This is a genomic window from Geobacter sulfurreducens PCA (assembly GCF_000007985.2).
Lineage (GTDB): Bacteria > Desulfobacterota > Desulfuromonadia > Geobacterales > Geobacteraceae > Geobacter > Geobacter sulfurreducens.
In genome coordinates this window covers 1,737,991-1,750,850 of sequence record NC_002939.5, presented here as the reverse complement: position 1 = coordinate 1,750,850, position 12,860 = coordinate 1,737,991, and the positions used below count along the sequence as shown (strand labels likewise).

General features: G+C 57.0%; 12 protein-coding genes. All 12 read right to left on the bottom strand.

Features of this window, described 5'->3' with window-relative positions; translation table 11 throughout:
• Positions 1–290: 290 nt before the first annotated feature.
• The 12 genes from GS_RS07960 to rimP all read right to left on the bottom strand — a co-directional run bounded on the left by GS_RS07960 (position 291) and on the right by rimP (position 12,665).
• On the bottom strand, positions 291–902 hold the full coding sequence (locus GS_RS07960) for an L-threonylcarbamoyladenylate synthase (RefSeq protein ID WP_010942241.1): 612 nt from the start codon (positions 900–902) through the stop codon (positions 291–293).
• 44 nt (positions 903–946) lie between these two features.
• Entirely contained in the window at positions 947–1,396 is a 450-nt protein-coding gene (gene dut / locus GS_RS07955) for a dUTP diphosphatase (protein WP_010942240.1), read from the bottom strand.
• An 11-nt stretch (positions 1,397–1,407) separates the two neighbouring features.
• Positions 1,408–2,664: a M16 family metallopeptidase gene (locus tag GS_RS07950; protein WP_010942239.1), complete on the bottom strand. Its 1,257-nt coding sequence runs from the start codon at positions 2,662–2,664 to the stop codon at positions 1,408–1,410.
• A gap of 44 nt (positions 2,665–2,708) precedes the next feature.
• Positions 2,709–4,802, bottom strand: a complete 2,094-nt coding sequence (gene pnp, locus GS_RS07945; protein ID WP_041914012.1) for a polyribonucleotide nucleotidyltransferase — start codon at positions 4,800–4,802, stop codon at positions 2,709–2,711.
• 273 nt (positions 4,803–5,075) lie between these two features.
• Positions 5,076–5,342 carry a 30S ribosomal protein S15 gene (gene rpsO / locus GS_RS07940; protein WP_010942237.1) on the bottom strand — a complete coding sequence of 89 codons (267 nt, stop codon included), beginning with the start codon at positions 5,340–5,342 and terminating at the stop codon, positions 5,076–5,078.
• Between the two features lie 123 nt (positions 5,343–5,465).
• Positions 5,466–6,380 carry a tRNA pseudouridine(55) synthase TruB gene (truB, locus tag GS_RS07935; RefSeq protein ID WP_010942236.1) on the bottom strand — a complete coding sequence of 305 codons (915 nt, stop codon included), beginning with the start codon at positions 6,378–6,380 and terminating at the stop codon, positions 5,466–5,468.
• A gap of 5 nt (positions 6,381–6,385) precedes the next feature.
• Positions 6,386–7,336: a DHH family phosphoesterase gene (locus GS_RS07930; RefSeq protein ID WP_010942235.1), complete on the bottom strand. Its 951-nt coding sequence runs from the start codon at positions 7,334–7,336 to the stop codon at positions 6,386–6,388.
• Entirely contained in the window at positions 7,329–7,685 is a 357-nt protein-coding gene (locus GS_RS07925) for a ribosome-binding factor A (RefSeq protein ID WP_010942234.1), read from the bottom strand. The genes GS_RS07930 and GS_RS07925 overlap by 8 nt, the downstream gene beginning before the upstream one ends.
• A gap of 67 nt (positions 7,686–7,752) precedes the next feature.
• Positions 7,753–10,404: a translation initiation factor IF-2 gene (infB, locus tag GS_RS07920; protein ID WP_010942233.1), complete on the bottom strand. Its 2,652-nt coding sequence runs from the start codon at positions 10,402–10,404 to the stop codon at positions 7,753–7,755.
• Positions 10,382–10,999 (bottom strand): DUF448 domain-containing protein, encoded by a 618-nt coding sequence (locus GS_RS07915; RefSeq protein ID WP_010942232.1) that lies wholly within the window; start codon positions 10,997–10,999, stop codon positions 10,382–10,384. The genes infB and GS_RS07915 overlap by 23 nt, the downstream gene beginning before the upstream one ends.
• Positions 11,000–11,002: 3 nt before the next feature.
• Positions 11,003–12,160 (bottom strand): transcription termination factor NusA, encoded by a 1,158-nt coding sequence (nusA, locus tag GS_RS07910; protein WP_010942231.1) that lies wholly within the window; start codon positions 12,158–12,160, stop codon positions 11,003–11,005.
• A gap of 25 nt (positions 12,161–12,185) precedes the next feature.
• Positions 12,186–12,665, bottom strand: a complete 480-nt coding sequence (rimP, locus tag GS_RS07905) for a ribosome maturation factor RimP (protein WP_010942230.1) — start codon at positions 12,663–12,665, stop codon at positions 12,186–12,188.
• Between the last annotated feature and the right edge of the window lie 195 nt (positions 12,666–12,860).

Sequence of the window (12,860 nt, the reverse complement as noted above, 5' to 3'; positions counted from 1 at the left end):
GGATAAAGATAAAGGTAAACGCACAGAGAATAATGAGGCTCGGAGCGAGGCGGCAGGGATGCTGGCGGTCCGGGCCCGACCGAAGGAACAGGCCGGCAACGGCAAGCACAACTCCGCAACCGCCCGATATGCCTCCCCCCCAAAAGCCAAGTGAAACAAAAAAACTGGCGGCGGGAGGAGAAAGACCGAGCACCCCTGCTATCTGCTCGTGAAAAAACGTAGCCACCGTAACGAGGGCCACTGCCAACGAAAGAGCGTAAATCCCCATTCGTAGCGTTCGCTTCCTCATGCTATTCGCCGCACCAGCTCACATCGCCGATCCCGCGGCGCAACACCTGGGGATAATCACCGATCAGACTCACAACCGAACTGACGTCGGCGGTGAGATTCCCGCCGTCCACGACGAGATCGAGCTGCTTTCCCAGTGTTCGCTCGACTTCCAGCGGATCGCCGATGGGTTCTTCTCCCGAGAGATTTGCGCTGGTGGTGACGATCGGGTGCCCCAACTCCTTGACGAGCGCAATACATATCCGGTTGTCAGGGATTCGAATACCGACCGTCTTCTGCTTGGTCACCAGCAGATCAGGGACTACGCTTGTTGCATCGATTACAAAAGTGTAGGGTCCCGGCAAATACCGCTTCAGGATTTTGTAGGCGTAATTACTGACCTTGGCGTAACGAGCAACCTCTGAGAGTTCCGAACAGATAAAGGAAAAGGGCTTCTTCTTCTCCCTTTGCTTGAGAAGATAAATTCGTTCGATCCCCTTCTTACTGAAGATGCTGCAACCGATCCCATAGGTCGTGTCGGTCGGGTACGCGATGACCCCGCCACGACCAAGAACCTCAGCCACGTGGGAGATAAGTCGTGCCTGCGGATTGTCGGGATTAATGGAGAGAAGCATGACATATCTCCGTCAGAGACAGCAGTACACTCTATTTTCCAGGATTACCGCCCGGTGTGACCGAAGCCCCCGTCACCCCGGGCGGTCTCATCCAGTTCATCCACATCCAGAAGTTCAGCCCGCACAAAGGGCGCAAATACCATCTGGGCGATCCGTTCACCTCGCCTTACGACAAAGGCGTCTGCACCGTGATTAACAATGATTACGCCGATCTCGCCCCGATAGTCGGGATCAATGGTGCCCGGCGAGTTGACGAGGGCAATTCCGTGCTTGAGGGCAAGACCGCTTCGTGGCCTGATCTGCGCCTCAAAACCATCGGGCAGGGCTATGGCAATGCCGGTGGGAACAAGCGCCCGTTCTCCCGGTTCAAGCACCAGATCCGCATCCACATCGGCACACAGGTCCATACCAGCGGCGTGAGGAGTCATATAGCGGGGAAGAGGGAGGTCCGAACCGGACCGTATTCGACGAATCTTTACCAGACAAGGCTGCATGTACCGGCCGCCTAGAGCGCAAGCCGCGAAACATCAAACGCAGCACTGTCAATCTTGCCCATGAGGGCGAGGGTCAGATAGCGCTCGTCGAAAATCTCGCCGGCAAGTTCGAGAATTCCTCGACTCGTCACGGAGTCGAATCCATCCGCCAACTCATGGATGGGGATGTAACGTCCAAAATAAATTTCGTTTTTCGCGAGTTTGGTCATTCTGTTGTCAGAGCTTTCCAACGAAAGATAAATGCTGCCTTTTATCTGTTCCTTGGCCGACTCCAACTCGGGGAGCGGTACAAGTTCCGTCTTCAGACGCTTCAGCTCTGCAACAGTAATATCGAGCACGTCATCGAGTTTTTCCGGACTTGTTCCGACATAGACAACCAGTGAGCCTGCATCAGTGTGGGAAACCACGTACGAATAGACCGAATAGGCAAGCCCCAGCCGTTCACGGATCTCCTGGAACAACCGGGAGCTCATGCTGCCGCCGAGGAGCGTATTGACCAGGTAGACTTCGAATCGTCGAGGATGATTCTGAGGGAAGGCCTTGGTGCCGAGACAGATGTGAACCTGCTCCAAATCCTTCTCCACCACTTCGACCTGTTTTTCGTAGGCAGGCAGATGGCAGATATCCCGGCCAGAGCCCTCGGGCACCCGCCCGAAAAGACCATCCACCAGGCTCAGGAGTTCGTCGTGGCGTACGTTGCCGGCCACGGCAATGATAATGTCGTCGGAGCGGTATTTCTCTTTCAGGTGAGTAATGATCGCTTCCCGGGAAAGTCCTTCGATGCTCTCTACGCTGCCGAGAATCGACATGCCGAGGGGATGCCCCCGCCAGAAGCTTCGGTGGAACAGATCGTGGACGTAATCATCCGGTGTATCCTCCAGCATGTTGATTTCCTGGAGAACCACCTTCCGCTCCTTCTCAATCTCTTCGGAGTCAAAGATTGAATTGAGAAAGATGTCGGCAAGAAGATCAATGGTTTTGGGAAGGAATTTGTCGAGGACCTTGGCGTAATAACAGACGTACTCGCGGCTCGTGAATGCATTAAGCACGCCGCCTACCGAATCGATTTCGCGTGCGATATCGAGGGCGTTGCGCCGTTCAGTTCCCTTGAACATCAGGTGCTCGACAAAGTGAGCGACGCCATTGTGCTCCCGCCGTTCATGGCGGGAGCCGTTGGCCACCCAGATACCAATGGAGACAGAATGGACGTGGGGCATGTACTCAGAGATGATCCGCACGCCATTGTCGAGGATTGTTTTATTGACCATAGATAAAACTATACCCCGGTTGGAGGATTATACCAGCGCCGGCCCTATTCGGGCAGTACGGCGCCGAGCGCCTCTTTCCGCGACAGCTTTATCTTGCCCTGCTTGTCTATGCCGATACACTTCACCAGCACCTTGTCACCCTCATTGAGAACGTCGGTCACGTTCTTCACACGCTCGGTATCCAGTTCGGATATATGGACAAGTCCGTCGGTGCCGGGGAATATCTCCACGAATGCGCCAAAATCCATGACTTTTTTGACGGTGCCCATGTAGAGCTTACCCTCTTCGGCCTCGGCCGTGAGGTCGCGGATCATCTTGATAGCCTTGTCGCAGGCTTCTTTGCTGGTGCTGGCAATATTGATGCGGCCGCTGTCCTCGATATCGATGGATACGCCGGTCGCCTCGGTGATGCCGCGGATATTCTTTCCTCCTGACCCGATGACGTCGCGGATCTTGTCGGTCTTGACCCAGATGGTGGTGATGCGGGGAGCATAGGGTGAGAGATCAGTCCGCGGAGCGGCAATGGCCTGATTCATCTTGCCCAGGATATGGAGTCTGCCGTCACGGGCCTGCAGCAAGGCTTTCTCCATGATCTCGCGGGTGACACCGGTGATCTTGATGTCCATCTGGATGGCGGTTACCCCTGCTTCGGTGCCGGCCACCTTGAAATCCATATCGCCAAGATGATCCTCATCACCGAGAATGTCGGAAAGGATGGCGATGCCCTCCCCTTCCTTGATGAGGCCCATGGCGATACCGGCCACCGGAGCCTTGATCGGCACGCCTGCATCCATCATCGCCAGTGCGCCGCCGCACACGGTTGCCATGGAGGAGGAACCGTTGCTCTCGAGGATATCGGAGACAATTCTGATGGTGTACGGAAAATCCTCGTGCTTGGGCACGACGCGCTCAAGAGCTCTTTCGGCCAGCATGCCGTGGCCGATTTCGCGCCGGCCCGGAGCGAGACGGAAGCTCGTTTCCCCGACCGAGAACGGCGGGAAGTTGTAGTGAAGGAGGAAGCGCTTGCGGGTCTCGCCGTACAGTGAATCAATCCGCTGCTCGTCAATGGAAGTCCCGAGAGTCGATGCCACGAGCGCCTGGGTTTCACCACGAGTGAAGAGAGCGGAGCCGTGGGCACGCGGCAACATGCTGACCTCAATGCTGATAGGACGGATAGTTGTGGTGTCCCGACCGTCAATGCGGTAGCCGTCCTTGATGATATGCTCACGGACGAGTTCATACTCGAAGTCGCCGAGGAACCCCTTAATCTCCGACTCACGTCCTTCATACTCGGGCAGAAGTGTTTCAAGGGTTTGCGCGGTGATCTCGCCGATGCGGTTGTGACGCTCCTGCTTGGCGACGATCCGGACGGCCTCCTTGATCCCGGCATAGGCAAGATCCTTCACCCGAGTCTTCAGGGCCTCATCAACAGACGTGGCCGCAACCTCGCGCTTGGGAACGCCAGCCAGCTTCCGGAGATCGGTTTGGGCCTCGATAATCGGCTGAACAGCGGCGTGACCGAAGAAAATAGCTTCCAGGACATCCTTTTCGGACGCCTCTGCAGCCCCCCCCTCTACCATGATGACCGCATCGCGGCTCGCCGCAACAACGATTTCAAGATCGCTTTTCTCCAGTTGCTCTACCGTGGGATTGCATACAAACTGGCCGTCCACGCGCCCAACCTTGACGCCGGCGATGGGGCCGAGGAACGGAATATCGGAGACCTCAAGGGCGGCAGATGCGCCGATCATGGCAAGGATGCCGGGATCATTATCCTGGTCCGCCGAGACGACAGTTGCCATAATCTGGGTATCGTTCAGAAAACTCTCAGGGAAAAGCGGACGGATCGGACGATCGATAAAGCGGGACGTGAGAGTCTCGTTGTCGGAGGGACGCCCTTCGCGCTTGAAGAAGCCGCCGGGAATCTTGCCGCCGGCATACGCTTTCTCCTGATAATTCACCGTCAGAGGGAAAAAGTCCTGTCCTTCCCGGGCCGATTTGGTTGCTACGGCAGTCACGAGAACCACGGTGTCCCCGCAACTAACCACCACGGCGCCACTAGCCTGCTTGGCCCACTTGCCCGTTGCGATCGTTATGGTCCGCCCACCGAATTCTACGTTAACCTTGTGTTCAGTCATAGTGTGTTCCATCATGTTCATTGGCCTCCCAGCCTGTGAAAATAGGTGCGTTGGGGCCGTCGATGGAGCGACTGAGAATGCAATCAGTCGTTCCATCCACGCCCCCAACAGACAAAATAAATGGGCCATCAGGCCCATCTCCAAAAAACGCTAGCACCACATTATCCGCACTGTTCTGCCTGGAAGCGACGACGATCGCATGGCACGACAGTGAAGATAAAGGGCAGAAAAAGGAGAGGCAATATACCCCGGCGCGGAGTATACTGCCTCATCTTAGCGACGAATGCCGAGCTTCTCGATGATCGACCGATACCTCTCGACGTCTTTCTTCTTGAGGTAATCGAGGAGCCTTCTTCTCTGGCCGACGATCTTCAGAAGTCCGCGGCGGCTGTGGTGATCCTTCTTGTGCACCTTGAAGTGCTCGGTAAGATAGATGATCCGCTCGGTAAGAAGCGCGATCTGCACCTCGGGAGAGCCCGTATCACTGTCGTGAAGCTTGTGGGTTGTGATAATCTCTTTCTTTTTGTCAGTCACCAGCACGTTTGCTACACCTCCTTTACTAAGGGATTATGAGTATGTGATGCATGGCGGCGCACTGCTGCGCCAGAACGATCAGCAAAGTGTGTTTGTACCACAAAGGGTGCGCCGTGTAAAGGGGAAAACCTAGTTAAACACCCTTAAAAGTCTTAGGTTTTTGGTATCACTGGACCAAAGACCGGCAAGAGAATCCGCCACAGCAACAACAATTCCGTCTCTCAGCAAACGCAGACGTGTCCCCGCCGGTATTCCCGTACCCGCCCCATGCTCAACATCCTCACGGCAAGGGGGCATGCCGCGCCTGACACGTTCAGCTCCCTGGGCGGTGAGCGGCAATGCATGAAGATGACCCAGGGCGTCGGATGGCGACACAAGGACATCGGCAAGGTTGCCGGCTTCTGCCAGCTCTTTAAGCCGTTCAAGGGATATAGCCCGGTCCAGATTGAAGGGGCCGCTGCTCAACCGGCGCAACTCCGTCAGGTGAGCACCGCAGCCAAGACGCTCACCCATGTCGTGGGCCAGTGTCCGGACATAGGTCCCGCGCGAGCAGGACAGGGTAAACGTCACCAACGGCAGATCAATCGAGTCGACAACCAATGAGAAAACCTCTATCTCACGGCGTTCGCGCTCGACTTCCCTGCCAGTGCGGGCGAGTTTGTAAAGGGGGACGCCATCACGCTTGAGGGCCGAAAACATGGGGGGCAGCTGGCTGAGTTTGCCCGTGAACGAGGAAACGACATCACGAACTGACTGAGGCTCCAGGTGCCGCCAGTCGCCGGCATGAACAACCTGACCGGTGTGGTCCTGGGTATCAGTGGCAGCGCCAAGGATCAGCGTGGCACGGTATACTTTGGTTGATTCATCCAGATAGGGAATCGCTTTTGTCCCCTCGCCGACAGCAACCGGTAGAACGCCGGTGGCGAATGGATCAAGCGTGCCGGTGTGACCGGCCTTCTTCTGCCGAAGGGTTTGCCTGACTCTCGCAACCACATCATGGGAGGTGAGACCGATCGGTTTGTCGATGACGATAAAGCCGTCCATGAAAATCAGAGAGCAGTCTCCAGATGGTCGAAAACCTGCTTTCTGACTTCGGCCAAATCACCGGTCAGGGTACAACCGGCCGCATTGTGGTGCCCGCCGCCGCCAAAGGCTGCGGCAAGGCTCGACACATCGATCTTGCCCTTGGAACGGAATCCGACCTTGAACAGATGGGGCTGGATCTCGCGGAAGAAAACCGCGACTTCCACCCCCCTGATGGAACGGGGGTAGTTGACGAAACCGTCGGTCAGTTCGGCACAGGCGCCAACCTTCTCGTACATGTCAAGGGTCACGGTGATTGAGGCGCAATCCCCGTTGGCGGAGAAAGAAAGCGTCGAAAGGGCCAGCGCAAGAAGCTCCAGACGCTGGCGCGGCTGGCTTTCATAGAGTTTCTCGGCAATGGACCACGTATTGATGCCCGTGGCGACCAACTCACCCGCAATGGCGAAGGCTTCGGGATTTGCGTTCGAGTAGCGGAAAGAACCGGTATCGGTGATTATGGAAGTATAGAGTGCCAGGGCCGTATCGTAGTCGATGTCGTGACCGGCGGCCTTGATAAGGCGGTAGACCAGTACCCCGCTGGCTGCGGCTGCGGAATCTATGTAATTGATGGTACCGAAACGGTCACAGGTGAGGTGGTGGTCAATATTGATGAACATGCCGATGCGGCGGCACTCGTTCACCAGTTTGCCGGCTCGGCGAAATTCCCCCACATCGAGAACAAAGCACACGTCGAAATCCTGATCCGGCAGATCCTGTCGGACACTGTCGGCCAAGGGGAGAAAACGGTACAACTCGGGCACGGGATCACAGAAATGTACGGTAACATCCTTGCCCAAGCGTTTGAGGTAACCTGCAAGGGCAAGGGACGACCCGACCGCATCGCCGTCAGGATTCTCGTGAGTGGTGATCAAAAAACTACGGTGAATCCGAATTTCACGAAGAATGCTTTCAATCATCGGAACCTTTCTCAGTCTCGATTTCTTTCAGCAGTTGATCGATCCGGTTGCCGTACTCAATTGACTGGTCGTATTTGAAGTGAAGCTCCGGTGCGAATTTGAGCCTGAGCTGCTTTCCGATCTCCCGGCGCAGGAAGCCGGTTGCACTTGCAAGCCCGCGCGCCGTCGAGACCCTGGCTTCGTCATCACCCATGACCGTGTAATAGATGGTCGCCTGGCGTATGTCATCGGTAACTTTTACGCCGGTAATGGTGATGAACCCGATGCGCGGATCCTTCATCCCCTTGACGATAAGCCCCGACACGAGCTCATGGATCGCCTCGGCTACTTTTTCAGAACGGTTGAACATAGGCACGGCCCGGAGCGCACGGCGGTCAACGGACTACGGAACCGTCGTGCGCATACTTGTTCCCTTTCTACAGGGTGGTGGCGATCTTCTCGATCTCGAAATCCTCGATGACGTCACCAACCTTGATGTCGTTGTAGTTCTCAAGGCCGATACCGCACTCGTAGCCGGTGGCCACCTCTTTGACATCGTCCTTGAAGCGGCGCAGACTGGACATCTTGCCTTCGTAGATGACCACATTGTCCCGCAGCAGCCGCACTTGGGCGTTGCGGATCATCTTGCCGTCCTGGATGTAGCAACCCGCCACGTTGCCGACCTTGGGCACAGAGAAAACTTCCCGGACCTCTGCCCGTCCCAGATACTTCTCGCGCAAGGTTGGCTCGAGGAGTCCCTCCATGGCCTTTTTGATGTCCTCCACAGCATCGTAGATGATGTTATAGAGACGGATATCGACCCCTTCCTTCTCGGCATGGGCGGATGCCTTCGGCTCGGGCCGGACGTTGAAGCCGAGGATGATGGCGTTGGACGCCGAGGCCAGGTTCACGTCGGTTTCGGTAATGGCGCCGACCGAGGAATGGATGACGTTCAGCCGCACGGCGTCGGTGGAGAGCTTGCGCAATGACTCCGAAACAGCCTCCACGGACCCCTGAACGTCGGCCTTGACGATGGCATTGAGATCCTTGACCTCGCCCTTCTGGATCTTGTCGTAGAGCTGCTCCAGCGACATTTTGCTGTGCTTGGCAAGTTCGGTTTCACGAAGCTTCTGCTGACGATGGGAGGCGATTTCCTTGGCACGCTTCTCGTCGACAAGACTGATAAACACGTCGCCCGCATCAGGGACCCCGGTGAAGCCGATAACTTCCACCGGCATGGAGGGGCCGGCTTCGTTGACCTTATCGCCCCGATCGTTCTGCATGGCACGGACTCTTCCCGAGTTGACGCCGGCCACGAAGTAATCACCGATCTTAAGCGTTCCTTCCTGAACGAGCACCGTGGCAACAGGGCCGCGGCCGCGGTCGAGCTTAGCCTCCACGATGGTGCCGCGAGCGTCTTTGTCCGGATTGGCCTTCAAGTCCATCACGTCGGCTTGGAGAAGTACCATTTCGAGCAGTTCCGGGAGATTGATCCTCTTCTTCGCCGAAACCTCGACAAAGATGGTCTCCCCACCCCACTCCTCGGAAACCAGACCGAATTCCATGAGCTCCTGTTTCACCCGTTCGGGCTTTGCCTCGGGCTTGTCGATCTTGTTGATGGCAACGATGATGGGAACACCGGCGGCCTTGGAGTGGTTCACCGCCTCGCGGGTCTGGGGCATCACGCCGTCATCGGCGGCCACCACGAGGATGACGATGTCAGTGACCTTGGCACCGCGGGCGCGCATGGCAGTAAATGCCTCGTGGCCCGGCGTATCGAGGAAGGTGATCTTCCGGCCATTCAACTCCACGTCGTAGGCACCGATGTGCTGGGTGATGCCGCCGGCTTCGCCGGCGATGACGTTGGCTTCACGAATTGCATCCAGAAGCGACGTCTTGCCGTGATCGACGTGTCCCATGATAGTGACCACCGGCGGCCGCTTCGTGAGGCTCTCGGGCGCATCGGGCACCGATTCGAGCATTTCGTCCACATCGATTGCAACGTTCTCGATTTCGTACCCGAATTCGGACGCAACAAGGGTGGCGGTGTCCACGTCAAGGGGATGGTTTATGGTGACCATCATCCCCATTTTCATGAGGACGCGGATAAGATCGGTCGCCTTAACCCCCATCCGCTTGGCCAGTTCGCCCACGGTAATCGATTCGGAGATCTTGATGATCCGCTTGATTGCCTTGGGCACCGTAATCTCGGTCTTTCTGCCGAGAGAAACCATATCCCTCTCGCGCTTCTTGCCTTTACCCGTCTTTGGCCCGGGCTCAAAAATCCGTTCGCGCTTTTCGAGAAGTTCAGTCTTCTTGAACGCTTCTTTTTTCTTGCCCGCACCGCCTCCGCCGGGTTTTTTGGCTCCCCTTTCAGGCTCGGCCGGAGCAACGAACTCCTTGCCCTTGCGGGGCGGCGGGGGAGGAGTTCCCGCTTTGCGGCGGTCGTCGCCCGCCGGCGCCGGCCGATCGGTCGGAGAGGGAGTCATGATGCGCTCTTCGATCCGTTTCTTGGGAGCTGTTGCTTCACGTCTGTCCGCAGGCTTGGGTGCGGGGGTCGTGATGCCGGGGAGCTCGACCCGGCCAAGAATCCGTGCCTTGTTGGCCGTCGGCTTGTCATCAACCGGAGGTGCGGCAGGCGCAACCGGAGCCTTTTGCACAACCGGGGGCTCGGATGCAGGTTTGACGGCAGCGGCGACCGGTTCTTCCGCAGGTGCGGCCTCGGACTCTCGCGCCACGGGGGGCTCGACTACGGGCGGCGCCTGAACGACGGCCTCTTCGACTGCCTCGACTTCCAACGGAGCAGGCGCACTTTCAACCGGAGGTGCAACGGCCTCGACCGGCGTTTCTGCGGGAGCGGCCTCTGCCACACGGCGACGGCGGATAACGGTTGTCGTCACCCTGACTTCTTCCTGGGGGCCACTCTTCGGGGGAGCGGCAGGCGGCGCGGTTACCTTCAAAATCTCGTCTTCCTCCAGCACCGACAGGTGGTTTTTCACCTCAATGCCAAGGCTCTTGAGTCGGGTAAGGAGCTCCTTATTTTCAATACCCATCTTCTTTGCCAGCTCATACACGTGGGTTTTGCTCATCAACCGCACCCCCATCAAGGAAATTACCGTAGCGTTCTAATTCTTTCAGAATGGACGGGACAAAGCCGCTCTCCCCGATTGCGACGACACTTCGCAATCCTTTGCCGAGAAGAGCGCCGACCCGATCCTTGTCCAAGAGATGATAACAGGGTATCTGATATCGCTCGGCCAGGTGAGTCACCTTTTCGCCGATATCAGCGGAAATATCTTCCGTGAGAATCACGAGGCCAAGCCGGTCGCCGCGCCGAAGGCGCTCCATCACCGTATCGCTGCCCGACACGACCTTGCCCGCCTTGTTGGCCAGGGCCACATAAGAGGCTATCCGCTCCTCGAGACGTAACCGTATCTCGGCGATCAGCGCATCTACAGGGGCAACGCTGCCCTCCCCCTTGAAAGCTCGCGCAAACTGCTTCCGAGCTATAGCGGCCCGCACACAGGCGGGATCGGGGCACGTATACGCACCGCGCCCGGGAAGCTTGGCAACAATATCGGGAACTACCCTTCCTTCGGGATCAAGAACGAAGCGGAGCAGTTCGCCCTTGCCCCTCTCCTGACGACAACCGATACAGGATCTGCGCGGTTCGTCCTTTCCCATGACCTATGCTTCCACCTGCTCCTCTGCAACCGCTTCGCCTTCGGTCTCAACGGCTTGGGCGGCCTCTTCAGCAACCTCTTCGGTGGCCCCATCATAGGAGGAATACTGGAGCAGTTCCGCCTCGGCAGCAGTGGTTTCGCTCTTGATGTCGATGCGCCAGCCGGTAAGCTTTGCGGCAAGCCGCACGTTCTGCCCTTTTTTACCGATAGCCAGCGACAGTTGGTCGTCGGCGACGATTATCTCCATGGAGCGGTTCTCGTCGTCAATGTACACCTTCGACACCACGGCCGGTTGCAGCGCATTGCACGCAAAGCGTGCCGCGTCATCGGACCAGGGGATGATATCGATCTTTTCACCCCTCAGCTCGGACACCACATTCTGCACGCGGCTACCCCGCATACCCACGCAGGCCCCAACGGGATCCACATCGGAATCATGGGAGTAGACGGCGATCTTGGCCCGGCTGCCCGGCTCACGTACAACGGCCTTGATCTCCACGATCCCTTCGGCGATCTCCGGAACCTCCGCCTCGAAAAGCTTGGCAAGGACGCCGGGATGGGTACGCGACAGAACGATCTGGGGCCCCTTTGGGGTCATCCGGATGTCGGTGATCAGAGTCTTAACGCGGTCACCCTGGCGATACACCTCGCGCGGCGCCTGCTCCTTATGGGAAAGCACCGCTTCGGCGCGCCCGAGATCGATTACCAGATCACCTTTTTCAAAGCGGCGCACAACGCCGGTCACCAGTTCGCCGATCCGGTCCTTGAACTCGTTGAAAATAGTTTCCCGCTCCGCCTCGCGCACCTTCTGGATGATGACCTGCTTGGCGGTCTGGGCGGCGATACGGGTAAAACCGCTTGCATCCAGCTTCATACCGAGAGAATCGCCCACTTCCACGTCAGGGTCGATCTCCCGGGCCTCTTCCATGTCGATTTCCTTGTAGGAATCCTGAACCTCGTCGACCACGGTAACGAACTCAAAGAGCTCAACTTCGCCAACTTCCGGGTTATAGTGGGCCTCAAGATCACGAGTATTGCGGAACTTCTTGTTCGCAGCGGTGAGTACCGCCTGCTCCAGGGCTTCCACGACGATGTGCCGGTCAATCCCCTTCTCCTTGACGATCTGGTCAATAATGTGCTTGAGGTTGAAGGTCGTTTCCACGTCCAATCTCCTTGAGCTGATCTTTCTAAAACTCGAATTCCAGGTTAGCTTTAGCTATCTTATCCAGAGGGATGCGGGCCAGCTGCCCTTCCCGAAGCGTAAGGGTGACGACCCCGTCGGAGAGTCCGACAAGATCACCCAGGAACGTCTTGCGCCGGTTCCCCTCTTCATCCGCCAGGAGCTCGAATGTGCGCACCTTGACAAGGCGCCCGGCATAGCGCTCATAATCCGCCTCTTTCTTCAGGGGACGGTTGAGGCCGGGCGATGAAACCTCCAGCGTGTAATTCTCACGAATAAAATCTTCGACATCGAGAATTTCGGACAACTCGCGACTGACCGCGGCGCAGTCGTCAAGACTTATTCCACCCGGCTTGTCGACAAAGAGACGCAGAACCATCTGCCGTCCTTCGCGCTTGTACTCTACCTCCACAAGTTCCAGCCCTTGAGGGGTAAGCACCTGCTCGGCGACCGCCGTTATCCGACCGGCAACATCATCCTTCTGCATGAATCAAAAACCTCAAAATAAAAAAAGTGAGCTGCTGAGCCCACTTTCTAGTGAACGATTTACTTGAAACAAATGTTTAACATGCGTTGAACGGAAATGCAAGTAATTATTTTGATGTACCAAATCGACATCAACCCATATTCTGTTGGCCATTGTCAACCTATCACTACACACAAGTTGACAATGGCCAACCGC

Excerpts from the sequence above, each read along its gene's own strand:
- GS_RS07960 (WP_010942241.1), bottom strand. The coding sequence starts at position 902 with ATGCTTCTCTCCATTAATCCCGACAATCCGCAGGCACGACTTATCTCC.
- dut (WP_010942240.1), bottom strand. The coding sequence starts at position 1,396 with ATGCAGCCTTGTCTGGTAAAGATTCGTCGAATACGGTCCGGTTCGGAC.
- GS_RS07950 (WP_010942239.1), bottom strand. The coding sequence starts at position 2,664 with ATGGTCAATAAAACAATCCTCGACAATGGCGTGCGGATCATCTCTGAG.
- pnp (WP_041914012.1), bottom strand. The coding sequence starts at position 4,802 with ATGACTGAACACAAGGTTAACGTAGAATTCGGTGGGCGGACCATAACG.
- truB (WP_010942236.1), bottom strand. The coding sequence starts at position 6,380 with ATGGACGGCTTTATCGTCATCGACAAACCGATCGGTCTCACCTCCCAT.
- GS_RS07930 (WP_010942235.1), bottom strand. The coding sequence starts at position 7,336 with ATGATTGAAAGCATTCTTCGTGAAATTCGGATTCACCGTAGTTTTTTG.
- GS_RS07925 (WP_010942234.1), bottom strand. The coding sequence starts at position 7,685 with ATGTTCAACCGTTCTGAAAAAGTAGCCGAGGCGATCCATGAGCTCGTG.
- infB (WP_010942233.1), bottom strand. The coding sequence starts at position 10,404 with ATGAGCAAAACCCACGTGTATGAGCTGGCAAAGAAGATGGGTATTGAA.
- GS_RS07915 (WP_010942232.1), bottom strand. The coding sequence starts at position 10,999 with ATGGGAAAGGACGAACCGCGCAGATCCTGTATCGGTTGTCGTCAGGAG.
- rimP (WP_010942230.1), bottom strand. The coding sequence starts at position 12,665 with ATGCAGAAGGATGATGTTGCCGGTCGGATAACGGCGGTCGCCGAGCAG.